Raw genomic sequence first — 20,191 nt, 5'->3', positions numbered from 1 at the left:
AATAACTTTCTATGTATCAAAACATATTCAAAAAATCCGCAGCATTTAAAATGGGTATTCCGCGAAAAGGGTTAAGCTCAAGCAAGTCTTTATCGCCGGTAATAATGCAGGATGCGTTTGTTGCTATGGCAAGCTCAAGAAATTTATTGTCTTTCGGGTCGCGGCAGGCAGTAATAGTTTCAGATATTTCAGAAAAAACAGCAATTTCCCTGTATCCCTCTAAAATGTCTAATCTTGTTTCTAAGGAAATATATTTATCAAATTTGTCCCTGATAAATGTGTCACAAAATTCATTGTACGTTTCAATGCTTGCTGATAACTTTCCTATCTGTTTCGTCTTTTCATACGCAAGCATTGGTTTTGACTGTTGTGAAAGGAATGCACTTATCAGTGTATTTGTATCAATAACAAAAAAACTATTTCTCATTCAGCAACTGTTGAAGAATTTCTTCGGTAAGCCCGTTTCTGGCGGCTTCTTCTCTTGCTTTAGTCAAAAGTTCTTCAAACCGTGCTTCTTTATCAATTTGAGAAACAATTTCTATTTGTTTCTCAAAATTTTTTTCAAGCCTTCTTTTAATTTCATTGGAAGATTTCCGCCATTTTTTAGCAGCAGCATCATCTACTTCAAGTACTATTCGTTCCATTTTGATAAGTTTTATCTCTGTTCAAATTTACAAACACCTTTCTATGTTTAAAAATTATTTCCCTGCACGACACTTCGTGAAAACCGCATGGCGAAACCTTATTAAAAATAAGCTTTTCAGCATTATAAATATTTCCGGCCTGGCCATTGGCATTGCAGGCTGCATGCTGATAGGATTATATGTGTATAATGAGCTGAGCTATGACCGTTTTCATAAAAATGCTGACCGGTTATTTCGTGCAACCACTGAATATACGGTTAACGGTGCTAAAAATGAAGGCGGCACTACCGGGTCTATGGCGGGTGTGCGTTTGTCGGCTGCTTTTCCGCAGATTGAATCGTATGTGCGCATCCTGAATTTTGAACCCTACGCTGTTCAGTACGGGCAAAAAACGTTTATTGAAAATAAATTCCTGTTCGCCGATTCTACTTTCTTCAGCATGTTCTCTTTTCCGTTAATCGAAGGAGATGCAACAACTGCTTTGAATGCGCCCAATAAAATCGTTATTACCCAATCAACGGAGAAAAAATATTTTGGCAAAGAAGATGCGCTGGGCAAAGTATTGAGGATAGCCGGCACAACAGATTATATTGTTTCAGGCATAGCGCAGGATGCGCCTGTAAACTCGCAGATAAAATTTGATTTTGTGGCTTCTTTTGCAAGCCTGCCCAATGCCAATCATCCGGAATGGTGGCGGGGTATATATGCTACTTATTTTTTATTGCATAACAGCGCTGATGCATCTGCATTGGAAAAGGGCATTCCGGCATACATGAAAAATCAGAAAGATGTAGGGCAGCAAGGCAATGATTACCTGATATACCATCTTGAGCCCATCACCAAAGTTCATTTATATTCTTCTTTAGATGCACTTGAGCCCAATGGCAATATCATGTACATCTATATTCTCTGCGCCATTGCCATTTTAATACTTGGCATAGCTTGTGTAAACTACACTAATCTTTCAACGGCACTGGCTGCACGGCGTATTTCAGAAATTGGTATCCGCAAAGTACTGGGCTCGGTAAGATGGCAATTGTTTTGGCAATTTATCGGCGAATCGCTGCTGCTGAATTTATTTGCTGTTTCGCTGGCTATTGTTTTAGTGATTGCATCACTGCCACAATTCAATCAGCTTGTTGAACGGCAGCTTAGCCTTACTATGCTAATGCATCCTCTTTCAATTACATTATTGTTGTTATTCTTTTGTATCATCAGCTTTACTTCCGGCGCTTACCCGGCTTTTATCTTATCCAATTTAAAGCTCATCAAGATATTAAAGACAGGATTCTCTTTTTCCGGTGGTTCGGGAACATTGCGTAAATCACTTATCGTTTTTCAATTCTTTGTTTCCGTATTTCTCATCATCTCTACAGTTATTATCCTTCAGCAGATGTCATACATAAGAAATAAGAATATGGGGTATGATAAAGACCATGTTATTGTGCTGCCTGTTGACGGCGTAATGCGGCCGGACTTCCAGTCAATTAAAGAGGCTATTAAGCGGGTTCCGGATGTGGTTTCGGTAAGCTGTGGCACGGAAGAACCTACATATATTCATTGGGATGATGAAGTTACTGCCGGTGATAATGCTTCGTCTGCTCCTTTATTTGTGCATGCATCGCCGACAGATATTGATTTTGTAAAGACAATGAATTTGCACCTGGTTGCAGGCAGTGATTATACTTTAACTGACTGGATGCAAATGAGTGATACAACGAATCCGCATACCTCTTTTATGCTGAATGAAACGCTTGCAAAAGCTTTGGGATGGACGCCGCAAGAAGCAATCGGCAAAACTATTTACAGGGGTGATAGAAATGGTCAGAAAGGAACTGTAAAAGCCGTAGTGAAAGATTTCAATTTCGCTCCATTGCATGAGCCCATTGCCCCACTGGTGATTTTTTTAGATTCAAATTATCGCCACGTCTATAAAATATTTGTAAAAGTATCAGGCAATCATCTTCCTTCAACATTACATGCGCTGGAAAATACCTGGAAAGAACGGGTGACCCACCGGCCTTTTCAATATCATTTTTTAGATGAAAACTTTAATACAATTTATCATACCGAGCAGCAAACAGCGCAAATATTCAGCGTGTTTGCCGGCGTGGCAATTATACTGGCCTGCCTGGGTTTATTTGCACTAACAGCTTATACCGTTGTTCAACGGACGAAGGAGATAGGCATCAGGAAGGTGCTTGGCGCCGGGGCATGGCAAATTGTGCTATTACTGTCTTTTGATTTTATTAAACTCGTTGCACTTGCTTCACTGATTGCGTTTCCTGTGGCCTGGCTTTTTGCCAATAAATGGCTGCAAAGCTTTGCTTACAGAATCAACATTAGCTGGTGGGTGTTTGCTATTGCCGCAACTGTTGTCCTAACCATTGCTTTCTTAACGATAAGCTGGCAGGCAATGAAAGCCGCCATGGCAAACCCGGTGAAGAGCTTGAGAACGGAATGAGCGGTCAACGGTCAGCAGTTAAAAGTCAACAGTCGTTCAGTTAAAGTTCAAAAGTTCACGAGTTATTGCTTTTTTAATGAAACAACAGTAAATTAAATAACGTAAAGCCAAAAGCTCACAGCTAAATAAATCAACTTCTATGATTAAAAACTATCTGAAAACCGCATGGCGGAATTTGGTATCAAATAAATTTTATAGCATACTGAATATTAGTGGCCTTGCTATTGGGTTGGCTACAGGTATTATGCTACTGTTCTGGGTGCAGCATGAATTTAGTTATGATAAATTCAACCCGGATGCACAGCATATCTACCGCATCAATTCTTCCTACAAAGCTTCTGAGGGAGGCAATACGGTATGGGGAACTTCACCTGCACCTTTGAAGCCTTTTGCGGCAAATATTCGCGATGTGGAGAAAGTGGTACGCATTAGTTATGCAACTCAAATCAATTATATAGGTTATCAATCAAAAAAAATATTTAAAGCGGGTAATGATGCTTATTATGTAGATGATGGATTTTTTAAAATGCTTTCATTTCCCTTGTTGTCTGGCAACACGGAAAAGCCTTTTCCACAAATTAGTTCAATAATTCTATCAGAAACCACCGCAAAAAATATATTCGGCAATGATAATGCAATAGGTAAAGAGCTAACCATAAATGGCAATGAAAGTTTTGTGGTATCGGGCATAATGAAAGACATGCCTGAAAATACTTCGATACGCAAAGCAGATATTTTAATACCCATGGGAAACTGGTCGAAGCATTTTACACAAAACGGAGGCAATAATGGCTGGAAAACTATTGATGAAGACCTGGGTTCTTCAATGTATGAAATTTATGTAAAAACGAAGAACGGAGCAAATCTGAACAACATTGGAAAAAGCTTAACAACCATTTTTAATGATCATCAAAAAACTGAATACCAAGGCTCCACTTCTTTTTTCCTGCAACCCTTAACCTCATTGCATTTAACAAATGCTGATGGTAACCAAAGCACCTTACGCATGGTTCAAATTATTATGTGGGTGGCAATATTGATTCTGCTGATAGCAAGCATCAACTATGTAAACTTATCTACGGCAAGGGCTATGGTGCGAATGAAAGAAGTAGGTATTAGAAAAATGATTGGTGCAAGTAAATGGCAATTATTTTTTCAAATCATGGCGGAAACGCTTCTCATTTTTTCTATTGCGTTTGTTTTGGCAATTGGGCTGATGATTGCGTTGATGCCTTTGTACAATGCCATTTCAGGCAAGGCATTAACAATAAACTTATCAGATATTCAGTTCTGGAAATTATTGTTATCTGTAGTTGCAGGCACATTAATTGCTTCAGGAATTTATCCCGCAGTTTTGTTATCATCTTTAAATCCCATTGCTTCTTTAAAAGGAAAAATAGCTCAGCATATCAGCGCTTCGTTTCTCCGAAAAGCACTGGTAGTTGTGCAGTTTAGCATTTCGTCCATTATTATTATTGCAACTATTGTTATGGACAGGCAATTACAATACGTTAGAACCAAAGATGTGGGTTACAACAAGTCTTACGTATTTATGGTGAATATGCCCAGTGATATGTACAACCATTCCGATGCGGTTATTAATGAATTAAGGCAGGAAAAATCAGTGATATCGGTTGCCAGGGCCAATCCGAATATTTCAGATATCGGCGCTTCGTCATTAGATATGAAATTACCCGGCAATCCAAATTTCTCGATGCAGTTTTTTGAAACAGAAATAGATAAAGATTTTATTCCTATGATGAACTTACAACTTGCTGCCGGGCATAATTTTACCGGAACTCCTTCGGACAGATCTTCCTATATCATTAATGAAACGGCAGCTAAGGCAATGGGCATGAAAGATGATGCCGTGGGCAAAACGGTAACCTACCATGGAAGAACCGGGACAATCATCGGCGTACTGAAGGATTTTAATTTTAAAAATTTAAAAGAAACTATAAAACCTCTTATAATTGGTTCGGGAGCCTGGTGGTATCCACGTTCAATCTTATATGTACGAACTACAGCCGGTCATGCAAGAGATGCTATAAAAGCTGTGGAAAATCAATATAAGAAATATCCAGGCGATATGCCCTTTAGTTATGAGTTCCTGGACAAAATTTTTGAATCGCAATATAAAACCGAACAACAAACGGGAACACTATTTACAACGTTTGCCGTCATCGCTATTTTTATTTCCTGCCTTGGGCTATTTGGTTTAGCGACCTATACTGCACAGGTAAAAACCAGAGAAATAGGTATTCGCAAAGTACATGGAGCCAGTGTTGGAAATATTGTAACATCAATCAGCAAAGGTTTTTTATCACTTGTAATTATTGCCATAGTCATTTCAATACCCATAGCTTATTGGTCTATGAATAACTGGTTGAATAATTTTGCCTACAGGACTACCATAAACATTTTCATATTTATACTTGCTGCCTCAGTAGTATTGTTGATAGCCTTTGCAACTATCGGTTTCAAAGCATTCAAAGCAGCAAGAGCCAATCCCATAAAAAGTTTGAGAACGGAATGAGCTACTTGCAAGATGAAAAATAAAATGTCAGAACTATTAAATTAAAATGATTTCTATGCCTTTGATTTTCTTAAATCCTTTATCAGAAGTTACCAACGGAAGCTGCAGGAAACTTGCAGTAGCAGCAATAATGGCATCGGGAGTTTTTATTTTGCTTTGCTGCCTCATTTGTATGGCTATGCTTTTAATTTCCTGTGTAAGTTCTATAATAATACAATCTTCGAGGAGAGCGGTTAGTTTCTTTTTCATTGATGGGGTAAGGTTATGCCATCCTAATAATTCAATTTCAGAAATAACAGAAATAACGGCTGTTCCATCCAGGAAAGGTTCTGTCTTGGCTAATCCCTCATGTACGTTGATTAGAAAATTGGTGTCGGCGACGAAGCTAATTCCATTCATCTCTTATCTTTTTTTGATAAGATGTGCCATTCAATCCTCTTTTGAGTTTCCCGAAATGTTTACGCAAAGACTTTTTCCGATGTTCTTTGGAAACGAGGGCAAGGGCATCCCGAACTTTTTCTTTAGTAACAGGTTTTTTAATTTCTATAATCATAAATCAAATATAACTAAAATATTCGGGCAGGTGTATAAATCAGGCATCATAAATCAAACATCACAAATCATCTTTTATGTTTAAAAATTATTTCAAAACCGCATGGCGGAACCTGCTAAGCCGAAAAGCTTTTTCGGTGATTAATATTCTTGGCCTTGCTGTTGGCATGGCGGCGTTTTTCCTGATTTTTTTATATGTAAGCTTTGAGACAAGCTATGATAGCTTTAACACGAAAGCCGACCGGATTTACCGGGTTGTATCGGATGTAAGAACGCCTTCTGAAACCATTGCGGCGGGTATTACCGTTGCGCCTGTTGCCATCTATTTAAAGAAAGATTTTCCGGAAGTGGAAGATGCAGTGCGATTTGCATCGGATGGTTTTCTGGTTAAGAAAGATGATGTAAAATTCCAGGAAGAAAAAACGCTGATTGCCGATTCATCCTTATTCAACATATTCGATTTTCCCTTAGTTGAAGGCAATAAAAAAACGGCACTTAAAGAACCCATGAGCATTGTCTTATCCCAAACAGCAGCCAAAAAATATTTTGGCAGTAAAAACCCTTTGGGCCAGCATGTGTTACTCACCGGCGCGGCCATAAATGCAACCATTACAGGCGTGATGAAAGATATTCCTGGGAATTCACAGCTCCATGCTGATATGCTGGTATCCATGTCATCTTATCCAATTATTTATAAACAATCAACTTTAGACAGTGATTGGAACAATCATAATTTTCTGACTTATATTTTATTAAAACCATACACCGATGTAAAAGCGCTTGAAAAAAAATTACCTGCTTTTATGGATAAGTATCATGGCGAAGATGCAGGAAAACGGCAGATGCTTGAAACATTGTATATTGAACCGCTGCATGATGTTTACCTGAAATCAACACACACGGCTTTCACACCTGCAAAAGTGTTTACAACCGGTAATATTAATAACGTGTATATTTTTTCGGTGATTGGTATTTTTATTTTGCTGCTTGCGTGCATTAATTTCATTAATCTCACTACAGCAAGAAGCGCTGAACGGGCAAAAGAAGTAGGCATAAGAAAAGTAATGGGAGCAGCACGTTTTCAGCTTGCCAAACAATTCATTGCAGAATCTATTCTTATTTGCATGGTAGCATTTATACTGGCTGTTTTGTTATGTCAATTATCATTGCCTTTGTTCAATGTTCTTGCAGGCAAAACAATCAGCAGCAGTATATTTGGCAATGAAGCACGGTTGCTCTTTTTATTGCTGCTTGCCTTTATTATTGGTATTGTTGCCGGCTTCTATCCTTCACTTGTATTGTCGTCCTTCAATCCTGTAACTGTTTTAAAGGGGCATTTTTCAACAAGCACCAAGGGCCTAATACTGCGTAAAGGTCTGGTGATTTTTCAATTTGTTGTTTCCATTGTATTGATTGCCGGAACTATTATTGTTTATACGCAGTTGAATTATATGCGCAATAAAGATCTGGGTTTTAGTAAGGAACAGGAAGTTATTATCAATACCAATTTTGACAAGAACAAAGATGCGTTCAAAGCATCCCTATCATCCATTCCGGGTGTATTATCAACCACATGGTCATCAAGTGTGCCCGGCAGTAGTTATAAAGCAGATTATTCAGAAATAGAAAACGCAAAAGGCGAAACACAAAAAACGAATATCAATCTTTACTTTGTTGATTACAACTATATTGACCAGTATAAATTAGAGTTAGCGGCAGGCAGAAGTTTCTCAAAAGATTTTGCAACCGACAGCATACAGGCAATGATAATAAATGAGCGCGGTGCGAAACATGATGCGGTATAAAGCATTTTCATTACTGAACATTATGGGACTTGCCCTGGGCATGGCCTGCAGTATCCTGATCTTGCTTTGGGTGCAGGATGAAAAAAGTGTGGATGGCATGCAAAGTAAAAATCTATATATTGTATATGAGCGCCAGTTTATCGATAATAAAATTGATGGCGGCTATTACACGCCGGGGATACTTGCCAACGAAATGAAGCGGAATATACCGGAAATCGAATACGCTTCCAACCTGTCTACTATTGGTTATCCTGATCGCCTTACTTTTCAGGCGGAAGATAAGATCATGAAATTTGATGGCAGCTACGCGGATTCTGATTATTTCAAAATGATGAATTATCCCTTGCTTAAGGGAAATAAAGCAACTGCCCTGAATTCACCCGTCAGTCTTTGCATCTCCGAAAAAATGGCGAAAGCTTTTTTTGGCAGCGCGGATGCGGCTGTAGGCAAAACACTGCGCTATGAAAACAGGAAAGACCTTACGGTATCCGGTGTATTCGCTGATTTACCGGCGAATGTTACGGATAAGTTTGATTTTGTTATTAACTGGGCAACCTACCTGGAAGAAAACAGTTGGGCGAAGGAATGGGGAAACGATGGCCCGAATACCCTGATTTATTTACACGATAACGCCAATGCAAAGCTGGTTGATTCAAAAATCAGGAAGTTCCTCGACAATTATAATAAAGAACAAACGGCCTCTTTCCGCATTGAACTGCACATGCAACCGTTCAGGGATTTATACCTGAACTCAAACTTTAAAGATGGTTTTATTACAGGCGGCCGCATTCAGTATGTAAAACTGTTCAGCATCGTTGCCGTGTTCATACTATTAATCGCCTGCATCAATTTTATGAACCTTACTACTGCCCGTTCCGCTAAACGGGCAAAAGAAATCGGGGTACGGAAGGTTGCAGGCGCCATTAAGCCGGTGCTGATGCGGCAGTTCTTAAGCGAAGCGTTACTCATTACCGCCATTTCAGTGGTATTATCGCTTATTCTTGTGGTTGTACTGCTGCCCTATTTCAACCAGTTGACGGAAAAGCAAATTGCCTTTCCTTATTCAAATGTCTATTTCTGGATCAGCGTTGTGTTATTAACCTTTATTACAGGTCTTGCATCCGGTATTTATCCGGCTGTTTTTCTTTCTTCTTTCAAACCGATTACCGTTTTAAAAGGAACACTGAAATTCAGCAATGGCTCTGCGTTTTTACGTAAAGGGCTTGTCGTTTTTCAATTTGCCCTTTCCATTATATTGATAACAGGAACGATCATTGTTTCCCAGCAAATAAAATTCATACAAAGCATTAACCTCGGTTATGACCGGGAAAACCTGATATACGTACCGGTTGAAGGCGAATTGCGTAAACAATACAAAGTGTTTAAAGAGCAAGCGCTTAATTCCACCGGAATAAAATCAGTGACACGCATAGGAGAAACGCCGACCAATATCGGCAGCGGTACAGGCGGCGTGAACTGGGAAGGAAAAGACCCGAACTCTTCTGTTAATTTCACTAATACATTTGAAGGTTATGACTTTGTAAAAACACTGAACCTGAAGCTGGTCGCCGGCCGGGATATTTCAAAAGATTTTGCTTCCGATTCAGCCGGTTATCTGATTAATGAATCGGCCTTAAAAGTTATCGGTTATAAAGATCCGGTTGGTAAGCCACTTACCTTCTGGGGACAAAAAGGAACGATTGTCGGTGTACTGAAAGATTTTCATTTTTCTTCCCTGCATGATCCGATAAATCCCTTAATACTTCGTAATGGGGAAAACTCTACCCGGGGAAACATACTTGTTCGTACCGAACCCGGCAAAACCAAGCAGGCGCTGGCCAGTCTTGAAAAAATATGCAAAGACCTGAACCCGAAATTTCCGTTCACCTATTCCTTCTCCGACGAAGAATATCAAAAGCTGTATAAAAGTGAACAGGTGGTCAGTAAACTATCAGGCTGGTTTGCTTTCCTCGGCATATTCATTTCCTGTTTGGGTTTGTTAGGCCTGGCGATGTTCACTGCTGAACAAAGAACCAAAGAGATCGGGATCAGGAAGGTACTGGGCGCAAGCGTTACTTCTTTGTTTACGCTGTTATCCAGGGATTTTATTGTGCTGGTGGTCATCTCCATGGCAATCGCTACTCCTCTTGCATGGTGGGCGATGCATAACTGGCTGCAGGATTTTGCGTACAAAGTACCGATACAAATGTGGGTATTTGGCGTCGCGGGAATACTGGCAATACTGATTGCTTTGATAACAGTAAGTTTCCAGGCAATAAAAGCGGCGATGGCGAACCCGGTGAAGTCACTCAGAACAGAGTAAAGAACCAAGATTCGCCGGATTTAAGATATTCATGGTTTAATCGCTTTGTCCGGAGAACTGCTCTTTATTCTGAAAGGTTATTTACAATCAGTATTAAACGCGAATTGAAGTAACCTTTTTCTGTCCAAAGCGTCATACCCTCTATAAATCTTATCCCTGGTCCGGAGTTTTTCCGTTCACTGATAGCTTATAGCTAAATAGTCATTAGAAAGGACTGGCGGCTGCCTGCATTCTGAAATGAGTCATCACACAGGACGCAGGGCATCTGCATTCCTGTTACCGCTTACGTTAAACTTTAACACACTGTCATGTTCAGAAATTATCTCAAAATCGGCTGGAGAAACCTTTTAAAAAACAAAACATTCTCTATCATCAACATCGTCGGTTTGGCAACCGGCCTTGCCTGCTTTTTAATCATAGCGTTATATGTGCTGGATGAACTGAGCTATGATCGTTTTACTAAAAATGCGGACAGGATTTACCGCATCAATGCGGACATACGGTTTGGTGGTGGCGAAATACATGGAGCAATATCCTCCGACATGATGGGGCAGGTACTGAAAAAAGATTACCCGCAGGTAGAGCAATACACACGCATTTATAATTTCGACGGCTATAAATTAATTAAGAAAGGCAACAACTACATTAAAGAAGAAAAAGTCGCCAATGTTGATTCCACATTTTTCGATGTATTCACTTTTCCCGCAATTTCAGGCAATACACATACTGCATTGAATGAACCGAACACCGTTGTTATTACAGAATCGGTTGCTAAAAAATATTTTCCACAGGATATCGCGCATGGCGCCAATGTTACGGGCAAAACCCTTGAAGTACAAACGCCGGGCGATAATAAAACCGATGTATATAAAATAACAGCAATAATAAAAGACATGCCTGAGAACAGCCATTTTAATTACAATTTTCTTTTCCCGATGAAGAATGTTAGCTATGAATGGGGACGATATGCCAGCCATAATTTTCATACCTATTTATTGCTGGCAAAGGGAACAGATTACAAAGCCTTTGAAAAAAAATTTGACGATTATACCAACCGCTACGTACTTCCTTATGTTCAGCAGTTTGTGAAAATAACCAGCATGGATGAATTTAAAAAAGCAGGCAATAAACTGGAGTATTCGCTTACGCCGTTAACAAAAATTCATCTTTATTCCGATTATCAATTTGAGCTGGCGCCAGGCGGCAACATTCAATATGTGTATATTTTTTCAGCAGTAGCGCTTTTTATTTTATTGATTGCCTGCGTAAACTTTATGAACCTAACCACTGCACGGTCTGCCAACCGTGCAAAAGAAGTAGGTATACGCAAAGTGCTTGGTACGGAAAAAAGAGAACTGATCCTGCAATTTCTTAGTGAGTCGGTATTAATGGTCTGTTTATCTTTAATTATTGCTATAGGTATGGCATGGCTGGTGATGCCGCTCTTTAACAGCCTTGCCAACAAAATAATTTCCGTGCGCAATCTTTTTTCACCGGCTATTTTATTATTGCTTGTTGCATTGCCGGTTATTGTGGGACTAATTGCCGGCAGTTATCCTGCGTTCTTTTTATCATCATTCAGGCCGGTTGAAGTGCTGAAAGGTAAATTGAAAATGGGTAACAAAAGCGGCGGGTTGAGGAGTGTGCTGGTCGTATTTCAGTTTGCAACATCCATCTTTTTAATCATAGGAACCATTATTATTTATAAGCAGCTTCATTTTATTCAAACAAAAGATATTGGATTTAATAAAGACCAGGTGCTGATTATTAACGATGCATTCAGCCTGGGCGGCAGTACCAACGTTTTTAAGGAAGATATTACAAAAATCAGCGGTGTGCAATCAGCTACAATAAGCCCTTATTTGCCGGTCAGCAATTCAAGTCGCAGCGATAATACTTATTTTTCCGGGCCTTCAACGGATGTAAAGAATGGTTTTGATATGCAAAACTGGTCTATTGATGAAAATTACATCCCAACAATGGGAATGCAGCTCATAAAGGGAAGAAATTTTTCAAAGGATTTTCCCAGCGATTCTTCGGCAATGATAGTAAATGAAACAGTAGCAAAGTTCCTGAACAGGAAAGATCCGCTAAACACAAAAATATACGGGCAGGATGATAGTGCCAGGCTTATTCCTTATAACATTATCGGTGTCGTAAAAAATTTCAACTTTGAATCGCTTCACCAAAATGTCGGCCCCTTATGTTTCCGTCTTCGCAAAAGAGCCGGCAGCTATGTTGCATTCAAAGTAAATGCGGCAAATATCAGTAATATCATCAGCAGTGCAGAAAACAAATGGAAAGCGCTGGTGCCATCCATGCCGTTCAATTATCGCTTTCTGGATGAATCATTCAACGAAATGTATGATGCCGAACAAAGAGTCGGCAAAATCGCTTTAATCTTTTCTGTGCTTGCAATTGCCATCGCCTGTTTGGGGCTGTTTGGATTAGCGACTTTTATTGCAGAACAAAGAACAAAAGAAATAGGCATCAGAAAAGTATTGGGCGCAAGTGTAAGCGGCATTGTGCAATTGCTTTCAAAAGATTTTGTAAAGCTTGTCGCCATTGCATTTATAATTGCTGTTCCTCTTGGCTGGTATTTTATGTATAAATGGCTGCAGGATTTTGTGTACCGCATCAGCATTAGCTGGTGGATGTTTGCCGCAGCGGGAATTACGGCACTTTTTATCGCCTTGATTACTGTAAGTTTCCAGGCGATAAAAGCGGCATTGGCAAATCCGGTAAAAAGTTTGAGAACGGAATGAATCGGTTAACGGTCAACAGTCGACAGTCAACGGTACATCAAACATCACAAATCAGCTTCTATGTTTAAAAATTATTTCAAAACCGCCTGGCGGAATTTAAATAAGCACAGGTTGTTTTCTGTGATTAATATTTTTGGATTAGCTACCGGCATTGCGGTTTGCCTGCTGGCAATAATGCAGATAAGAAAAGCATTCGCCTATGATAATTTTCATCCCGACGCATCAAGAACATACAGGATACTTACTGATATAACCTATAAAAACGGAGAACAATTTCTATGCGCTACTTCGCCTGCTCCGCTAAGCGGCTATTTAAAAACCAATTATAGCGGTGTGGAAGATGTCACCAGCATTCAGTTGGCAAATGCGAATGTTGTGGCTAATGAAAAAAGACTGTATACCAAGCTTGCTTATATTCAACCAGGCTTTTATTCCATATTTGGCTTTAAAGTTTTGGAAGGTGCTCCGGCGCTGCAGCCGCAGACTGCTACTCTTTCTTATGAAACGGCAAAACGTTTTTTTAACGAGGAGAACCCGGTTGGGAAAGTGCTTGTAATAGACAGCAATAATTACATTATAAACGGCGTGCTTGCAAAAAACCCCGGAGAATCTCATTTGAATTTTGATATTCTTGTCTCCCCGCCTGCGGGTTTCTTTCAAAAAAGCTGGGATGATGAAACGATTGCATTAACCTATGTAAAACTAAAAAAAGGCATCAGCACCTTAACTTTTAAAAACATGCTGAATAATGCTGCAAAAGATGCAAATGATTTTATCCATCAGGACAAAAAAACTTTTGCATTCAACATGCAAAGATTAGATCATATCTCTCCCGGAACCATTAACCTGTACAATCGTATCACGGATGAACCCTTAATGAGCGGGCTTATAATTTTTGCCTGTATTAGTCTTGGCATTTTAATGCTTGCATTTTTTAATTATATCAATTTAACATTGGCGCGTTCTTTAGGCCGTTCAAAAGAAGTGGGTATTCGTAAAGTAACCGGGGCTTTAAAAAAGCATATTATTTTTCAGTTTCTGTCAGAGGCCGTTTTGACAGCCTTTCTTGCTTTATGTATTGCAATGATAGAATTAACATGGATAAGCCGTTTTAGTACTGTGCAAAGAATGGTTGGCACTATTTCTTATGATGCCATTACATGTATAAGCTTTGTAATGTTTACATTTATTACCGGCATTTTAGCAGGATGGATACCGGCTAAAATATTTTCAAAAGTGAAAATTGTAAAAGTTTTAAGTGGGCGTTTTAATATTGGTTTATTTGGAGGGATTGGCTTAAGAAAAACGTTGATTGCAATTCAGTTTACTGTATCAATGGTTGCTGTTATTACCTTAATGATATTCTATAAGCAGTGCTTATTTATGGCAAATGCAGATTATGGTTTCAACAGGCAAAATATACTTACACTGCCGTTGCCTGAAAACGGCTATAAGAAAGCTGTGGCTGCTTTTTCTTTATTGCCCGGCGTTCAGTCAATTTCTGCCACTTCGCAGCTTTTCGGGTTTTCCGGCGGCGATGCCGTATTTATAAGAAAATCGGTTAATGATAGCGTGAGGAGTGAATATTTTTCAATATCTCCTTCTGTTATTACAGATTTCGGGCTGCAGATTATAGCGGGAAAAACCCTGCCGCCTGTCGGAGGACATATTTTTAAAGATGTTTTGATAAATGAAGAGGCCTGTAAAATCCTGAACTTTACAACACCGGGCGATGCCGTAGGAAAAATTATTAAAACAGATGATACTGCCGGTTTCCATATTGCCGGCGTAGTAAGAAATTTTCATTATGCCGGCATGCAAAGAAGTATTATGCCGCTCATACTTACGGATAATGCAGATCAGTTCACCCGCCTTAATTTAAAAATACAGGGAGCCGCGGATCAATATTCGTTAAAAACCATAAAAAATACCTGGGAAAAAACTTTTCCCAATGAAGCATTTGATGCGCTATGGTTTGACCAGTTGCTACATGATCAGCATTTACATGAAGGCGATCTGAGCGGGATGGGCGTGCTTACAGGTATGTCTTTATCTATTGCTTTGCTGGGGCTGTTGGGCATGGTTGTTTATACTACCCAAACGCGTTCAAAAGAAGTAAGCATTCGTAAAATAATGGGCGCCTCTGTAACAAGCATAATTCTCCAGGTTTCAAAGTCTTTTACATATCTATTGCTTATTGCGGTTGCCATTGGTTTGCCTGTTGGCATCTTATTGGGCAACCAGTTTTTAAATACTTATGCTTTTCATATAAGGATTGATTCTTTTTTAATTATAGCAGCCATTATAATATTTCTTTTACCAGGGTTATGTACAATAGGCTGGTACACTTACAGGATTGCGGTAGCAAACCCGGTTGAGTCATTGCGAACAGAGTGAGCGTAACGACGAAATCCCGGGCTGCGAAGCAGACTTCGGGATAAAGCGTTTGCGGACGGAATGATGCACGTAAACTCCATTTACCTGCCGGATAAAAATAAAAAGAGGCTGTCCTGTACTTTTTTTGAGGACAGCCTCTTGCCATCTGTCAGTTTATTTTTCTTTTACATTTACAGAAATGTGCCTGTCTTTTTTTCTTTGCTCATCCGGGGCAGAAGCTTCTACAGTGGCAAATTTGCTGCCATACCCTTCTGCGCCTGTTAACTGTGCTGCATTTGCGCCTGCTTTTTTAATAGCAGCCAGGGTAGCTTCAGCACGTTGCTGGGAAAGTTTTAAATTAACTGTTGAATCTCCGGTTTTATCTGTATAACCACCTAATTTAATTTTTGCTTTTGGATAAGCTTTCAATATAGCTGCAATATTGTTTATCTGTACCCTACTCGAATCTGTAATTTCCGAACTGCCTGATTTAAAATTAAGGTTATCAAAATCAAACCATCTTGTTTTGCTGATGCTGTCTGCCGCATCTGTTGAGTTTAGATAAGCTACAAGCCTGTCTTCTATGCCGCCTTTATAGGCATCCAGCTCGGTGCCATCCGGAAGTTTTACCTTAACGGAAACAGGGCCGGTGTTGTCGGTTATTGTTGAATCAGCAGTTGTGTTAACAGCCGTATCTCCTGTTGCAACGGTATCTGTTTTGCCGTTACAGCTTTTCATCAAATATCCTATCAGCAAAACAGCCGCTATAATAATAATCAATGGTAATAGCCATTTGCTGCCGCTTTTTTTTACTTCCTGTGTAACTTCAGCGCTCTTGTGTTTTATATCAGCGCCGGCAGAAGCGGCCATTGAACTTATTTTGCCGCCTAAACCTGCAAGGCTGCCCAAACCAAGAATACCTGTTAAGTTGAGGCCGGATGGAATGGCTGAAGCAATCGCATCTTTTTGGCTTTTGAGGGCGTCCGTCAGGCCGGCAGCACCCAGGTTATTATCTTTGGCATGTTTGCCCAGCAGGCCCAGCACTAACGGTGTAACCCAGCCTAATAAAGACGATACAGAAGATTGTTTTATACCGGAAAAACCGGAAAAGGAATTAACCAGGCCACTCAATTTATCTCCAAAAAGGTTGCTGGTGACATTTGATGAAGCGCCTTCTGCAGCATTTACAAGGGGTAACGAGCCGGCAGGATTATTTAACGGTACGCTGTTAACTGCATTGTTCACCAGGCTGAAAACAGAACTGGCGCCTTCCGGTGTATCTGATTTGTGTAACAGGTTTAACAATATGGCCGGCACTGCGCCGTTAACCACTTTTTGCACGCCGTTTTCAGGTTCACCAACTGATGTAGCTGCTTTTGAAATCAGGTCATTATTAAAAATGCCTTTGATTGATTCGAGGATATTTAATGACATATGGCTGTTTTTTTGTTTAATAAATAAATTTGATTAGCGTTTTATTTTGGTTAGTTCACAAATATTCAGCCAGATTGTTTGCCGGTGGGTATGAACAGCAGTGCAGGCTGCCAGGTTCAGGGCTTGGCAATAGTTTTTTAGCCGGTACCAAACCATACATGTAAAACTGTTTTTAAAAAATAGTAACAAAAAAACGGTTGAAACGTAATAGCACAACCAGCCTTACCGGGTCTTTTTTAAATGCTGATTTTTAAATTTTGAACGTACAACCATGCTTAAAAACTATTTGAAAGTTGCCTTGCGCAACCTCTGGAAAAATAAAGGCTTTTCAGCCATTAATATCATTGGCCTCGCATCCGGGCTGGCTGTTTGCCTGCTGATTGTTTTGTATGTTACAGATGAATTAAGATATGATAAACACTATCCCCATGCGGATCGCATCTACCGCATTGATGCGGATATTTTCTTTAATAATACCTCCGCCATTTTTGCGGTTTCGCCCGACCCGCTTGGCCCGGCGTTAAAGAGAGATTTTCCTGAAGTGGGAGAAATAACAAGAGTGGCTAACCAGGGTGGCATCCTTGTAAAAAAAGATAACCGGAATGTACAGGACGATCATGCGGCTTTTGCAGATTCCACTTTTTTTAAAGTGTTTTCGTTGCCAATGATTGCGGGCAACCCGTTAACGGCATTGCGCGACCCCAATTCAATTGTAATTGATGAAACCACCGCTAAAAAATATTTCAATACCACCGATGTACTTGGTAAAACTTTACTTGTTGATAATGATAATTACTGCAAGATCACCGGTGTAATAAAAGATATTCCGGGGCAATCGCATTTTCATTTTCATTTTATTCGCCCGCGGGGAAAAGACAATCCCAGTTGGCTTAGCAACAACCGGTACAACTATGTGCTGGTAAGGCCGGGCGTAACAAAACAAAAGCTTCAAAAAGATGTAGATGCAACCATCAGCAATTACCTGGGAAAAGAATTACAGGACCAGTTGCATGCCTCATTGAATGATCTCAAAAAAACCGGCGGCCATTTTAATTACCATGCAACGCCGGTTACCGATATTCACCTGCATTCAGACAAGCAGTACGAAATAGAAGCGAACGGCAACATCAGCTATGTTTATATTTTTTCTGTTATTGCTGTTTTTATTTTGCTGATAGCCTGTGTGAACTTTATGAATCTTTCCACAGCACGCTCTGCCAACCGCGCCAAAGAAGTGGGCATAAGAAAAGTGGCGGGTTCATTGCGGTTGCATCTCATCACACAATTCTTAACAGAATCTGTTTTAATAAGCTTCTTTTCATTAGTACTTGCTGTTTTATTGGTCATGTTGTTATTACCATTGTTCAACCAGCTAGCCGGTAAAGCAATGAGTGTTGCCACTTTATTCTCAACCTGGCTTTTTCCCGTAATGCTTGTACTGGCGCTTGTTGTAGGCTGCATTGCCGGCAGTTATCCTGCTTTTTATTTATCATCGTTTCAGCCGATAGATGTGTTGAAAGGTAAGATAGCGAAGGGCTTTAAAAGCAGTTGGCTGCGCAGCAGTTTGGTAGTATTTCAGTTCAGCATTTCTATTATGCTTATTATAGGAACGATCGTTATTTACAACCAGCTTGATTACATACGCAGTCGGAAAATCGGTTATAACCGCGATCAGGTGCTGGTGCTGCACAATGCCTGGTACCTTGATAAACAGATCCATGCTTTCAGGAATGAACTGCTGAATATTTCCGGTGTGGAGAATGCAACTGTTTCAGGTGATTTGCCCACGGGCAACAACTTTGATACCGAAGGCTGGTTTCGGGATGCCACTATGGATGCAAAAAGAGGCGTTGTGTTAACTGATTTTTATGTGGATGAAAATTATATACCAACGCTTGGTATGAAAATAGCAGCCGGCAGGAATTTTTCAAGAGATTTTCTTTCTGATTCAACCGGCCTCATACTTAATGAAGCTGCAGTAAAAGTGCTGGGCTTAAAAGAGCCGCTTAAAGAAATTTTATATCGCCCCGATTTCAGCAATAACAATGTAAATGGCGCTGTTGCCTATCATATAGTAGGTGTGGTGAAAGATTTTAATTTCAGCTCCATGCACCAGGATGTTGGCCCGCTTTTAATACAGTTAGGCGACAACCGGGGCAGTATTGCTGTGCGTGTGCATACCCAAAACATTATTTCCATCATCAATATTATTCAAAACAGGTGGAACGCTGCAGCAGCAGGCCAGCCGTTCAGTTATACTTTTATGGATGATGACTTCAACAAAGTTTATACAGCCGAACAACAGACCGGTAAGCTGTTTATAACCTTTGCTGTGTTTGCCATATTTATCGGTTGCCTTGGCTTGTTTGGTTTGGTTACGTATGCAGCAGAACAACGCACAAAGGAAATTGGTGTACGCAAAGTGTTAGGCGCCAGTGTGGGAGGCATTGTGGCTATGTTATCCAAAGACTTTGCGAAGCTTGTGCTTATCGCCTCTGTTATTGCCTTTCCTGTGGCATGGTGGGCAATGCATACCTGGCTGCAAAGTTTTGCTTACCGCACAGCGCTTAGCTGGTGGATATTTGTTGTGGCCGGTGTTGCCGCCATTTTAATTGCATTAATAACGGTAAGTTTCCAGGCAATGAAAGCGGCAACGGCCAACCCGGTGAAATCATTAAGAACAGAATAATATCCTCGCCGGAGGCGATAGAAAAAACTGCGGGGTGCCCCGAAGGCAGGAGCTGGTTTCCCAGGTAATAAGGCTGCAAATTGCCAAAAGCCATAAAGAGTTTGAGAACGGAGTAAAACAAAACACTTTAATAAAAGGATAAACGACCTTATATTTGACTACGCTAAATTCTTCTGCATGAAAAGATTGCTTTATTTACTTTTAATTATTGCTTTTTGCGTTAGTAACATATCCGCTCAAAAATTTCAACCCAACTGGGCTTCACTCAACAGCCGAAAAATGCCTGAATGGTTTCAACAGGATAAATTCGGCATTTTTATTCATTGGGGGTTGTATTCAGTTCCTGCCTATGCGCCGGTAATTCCCAACAGCGGCTACAGTTATGCCGAATGGTACTGGAAGCGTATAAAGAAAGAAAAAACCGACACTTCTTATGAAGAGAATGAAGCATACCGGCAGCGGTTTGTAGATTTTCACAGTCAAATACCACCTGCAAAGCAGGTGGCTTAAAGAAGCAGCCCAAAGGGCTATATTCCAAGGTTCATCTGCGTAAAATCTTTTCCATCCCTTTCCTCTTTACGTTCTTCCTCTTCCTGATATTTT

General features: G+C 40.1%; 13 protein-coding genes. 8 read left to right on the top strand and 5 right to left on the bottom strand.

Going from position 1 to position 20,191, the window contains the following annotated elements; all coding sequences use genetic code 11:
* Window positions 1–16: 16 nt before the first annotated feature.
* Window positions 17–427 (bottom strand): putative toxin-antitoxin system toxin component, PIN family, encoded by a 411-nt coding sequence (locus QM629_RS03600; RefSeq protein ID WP_415157277.1) that lies wholly within the window; start codon window positions 425–427, stop codon window positions 17–19.
* Window positions 417–644, bottom strand: coding sequence for a hypothetical protein (locus tag QM629_RS03595; RefSeq protein WP_415157275.1), 228 nt, complete (start codon window positions 642–644; stop codon window positions 417–419). The genes QM629_RS03600 and QM629_RS03595 overlap by 11 nt, the downstream gene beginning before the upstream one ends.
* A 43-nt stretch (window positions 645–687) precedes the next feature.
* Between QM629_RS03595 and QM629_RS03590 the strand changes: the two genes are divergently transcribed.
* Both QM629_RS03590 and QM629_RS03585 read left to right on the top strand, forming a co-directional pair.
* Window positions 688–3,108: an ABC transporter permease gene (locus QM629_RS03590; protein WP_415157273.1), complete on the top strand. Its 2,421-nt coding sequence runs from the start codon at window positions 688–690 to the stop codon at window positions 3,106–3,108.
* A 139-nt stretch (window positions 3,109–3,247) separates the two neighbouring features.
* On the top strand, window positions 3,248–5,644 hold the full coding sequence (locus QM629_RS03585) for an ABC transporter permease (RefSeq protein WP_415157271.1): 2,397 nt from the start codon (window positions 3,248–3,250) through the stop codon (window positions 5,642–5,644).
* Between the two features lie 36 nt (window positions 5,645–5,680).
* Here the strand turns inward: QM629_RS03585 and QM629_RS03580 are convergent, their stop codons facing one another.
* Window positions 5,681–6,043, bottom strand: a complete 363-nt coding sequence (locus tag QM629_RS03580) for a type II toxin-antitoxin system VapC family toxin (protein WP_415157269.1) — start codon at window positions 6,041–6,043, stop codon at window positions 5,681–5,683.
* Window positions 6,030–6,197 carry a hypothetical protein gene (locus tag QM629_RS03575; RefSeq protein ID WP_415157267.1) on the bottom strand — a complete coding sequence of 56 codons (168 nt, stop codon included), beginning with the start codon at window positions 6,195–6,197 and terminating at the stop codon, window positions 6,030–6,032. The genes QM629_RS03580 and QM629_RS03575 overlap by 14 nt, the downstream gene beginning before the upstream one ends.
* 76 nt (window positions 6,198–6,273) lie before the next feature.
* On the opposite strand from QM629_RS03575, the gene QM629_RS03570 reads away from it, so the two are divergent.
* The 4 genes from QM629_RS03570 to QM629_RS03555 all read left to right on the top strand — a co-directional run bounded on the left by QM629_RS03570 (window position 6,274) and on the right by QM629_RS03555 (window position 15,486).
* Window positions 6,274–8,001, top strand: coding sequence for an ABC transporter permease (locus QM629_RS03570; protein ID WP_415157265.1), 1,728 nt, complete (start codon window positions 6,274–6,276; stop codon window positions 7,999–8,001).
* Window positions 7,970–10,324 carry an ABC transporter permease gene (locus QM629_RS03565; RefSeq protein ID WP_415157263.1) on the top strand — a complete coding sequence of 785 codons (2,355 nt, stop codon included), beginning with the start codon at window positions 7,970–7,972 and terminating at the stop codon, window positions 10,322–10,324. The genes QM629_RS03570 and QM629_RS03565 overlap by 32 nt, the downstream gene beginning before the upstream one ends.
* Window positions 10,325–10,632: 308 nt before the next feature.
* Complete coding sequence (locus QM629_RS03560; RefSeq protein ID WP_415157261.1) at window positions 10,633–13,089, top strand: ABC transporter permease; 2,457 nt, start codon at window positions 10,633–10,635, stop codon at window positions 13,087–13,089.
* A gap of 60 nt (window positions 13,090–13,149) precedes the next feature.
* Window positions 13,150–15,486, top strand: coding sequence for an FtsX-like permease family protein (locus tag QM629_RS03555; protein ID WP_415157259.1), 2,337 nt, complete (start codon window positions 13,150–13,152; stop codon window positions 15,484–15,486).
* A 153-nt stretch (window positions 15,487–15,639) separates the two neighbouring features.
* Here QM629_RS03555 and QM629_RS03550 read toward each other — a convergent pair whose 3' ends face one another.
* On the bottom strand, window positions 15,640–16,899 hold the full coding sequence (locus tag QM629_RS03550) for a DUF937 domain-containing protein (RefSeq protein ID WP_415157257.1): 1,260 nt from the start codon (window positions 16,897–16,899) through the stop codon (window positions 15,640–15,642).
* Window positions 16,900–17,170: 271 nt separating this feature from the next.
* On the opposite strand from QM629_RS03550, the gene QM629_RS03545 reads away from it, so the two are divergent.
* Both QM629_RS03545 and QM629_RS03540 read left to right on the top strand, forming a co-directional pair.
* Window positions 17,171–19,588, top strand: coding sequence for an ABC transporter permease (locus tag QM629_RS03545; protein ID WP_415157255.1), 2,418 nt, complete (start codon window positions 17,171–17,173; stop codon window positions 19,586–19,588).
* Window positions 19,589–19,765: 177 nt separating this feature from the next.
* Window positions 19,766–20,098 (top strand): alpha-L-fucosidase, encoded by a 333-nt coding sequence (locus tag QM629_RS03540; RefSeq protein WP_415157253.1) that lies wholly within the window; start codon window positions 19,766–19,768, stop codon window positions 20,096–20,098.
* Window positions 20,099–20,191 lie beyond the last annotated feature (93 nt).

It is taken from the genome of Parafilimonas sp. (assembly GCF_047606085.1).
Taxonomy (GTDB): Bacteria; Bacteroidota; Bacteroidia; order Chitinophagales; family Chitinophagaceae; genus Parafilimonas.
This window is presented reverse-complemented; position numbering and strand designations above follow the sequence as displayed.

Bases quoted from the DNA above. Each gene is read 5' to 3' on its own strand.
- QM629_RS03600 (WP_415157277.1), bottom strand. From the start codon at position 427: ATGAGAAATAGTTTTTTTGTTATTGATACAAATACACTGATAAGTGCA.
- QM629_RS03595 (WP_415157275.1), bottom strand. From the start codon at position 644: ATGGAACGAATAGTACTTGAAGTAGATGATGCTGCTGCTAAAAAATGG.
- QM629_RS03590 (WP_415157273.1), top strand. From the start codon at position 688: ATGTTTAAAAATTATTTCCCTGCACGACACTTCGTGAAAACCGCATGG.
- QM629_RS03585 (WP_415157271.1), top strand. From the start codon at position 3,248: ATGATTAAAAACTATCTGAAAACCGCATGGCGGAATTTGGTATCAAAT.
- QM629_RS03580 (WP_415157269.1), bottom strand. From the start codon at position 6,043: ATGAATGGAATTAGCTTCGTCGCCGACACCAATTTTCTAATCAACGTA.
- QM629_RS03575 (WP_415157267.1), bottom strand. From the start codon at position 6,197: ATGATTATAGAAATTAAAAAACCTGTTACTAAAGAAAAAGTTCGGGAT.
- QM629_RS03570 (WP_415157265.1), top strand. From the start codon at position 6,274: ATGTTTAAAAATTATTTCAAAACCGCATGGCGGAACCTGCTAAGCCGA.
- QM629_RS03565 (WP_415157263.1), top strand. From the start codon at position 7,970: ATGAGCGCGGTGCGAAACATGATGCGGTATAAAGCATTTTCATTACTG.
- QM629_RS03560 (WP_415157261.1), top strand. From the start codon at position 10,633: ATGTTCAGAAATTATCTCAAAATCGGCTGGAGAAACCTTTTAAAAAAC.
- QM629_RS03555 (WP_415157259.1), top strand. From the start codon at position 13,150: ATGTTTAAAAATTATTTCAAAACCGCCTGGCGGAATTTAAATAAGCAC.
- QM629_RS03550 (WP_415157257.1), bottom strand. From the start codon at position 16,899: ATGTCATTAAATATCCTCGAATCAATCAAAGGCATTTTTAATAATGAC.
- QM629_RS03545 (WP_415157255.1), top strand. From the start codon at position 17,171: ATGCTTAAAAACTATTTGAAAGTTGCCTTGCGCAACCTCTGGAAAAAT.
- QM629_RS03540 (WP_415157253.1), top strand. From the start codon at position 19,766: ATGAAAAGATTGCTTTATTTACTTTTAATTATTGCTTTTTGCGTTAGT.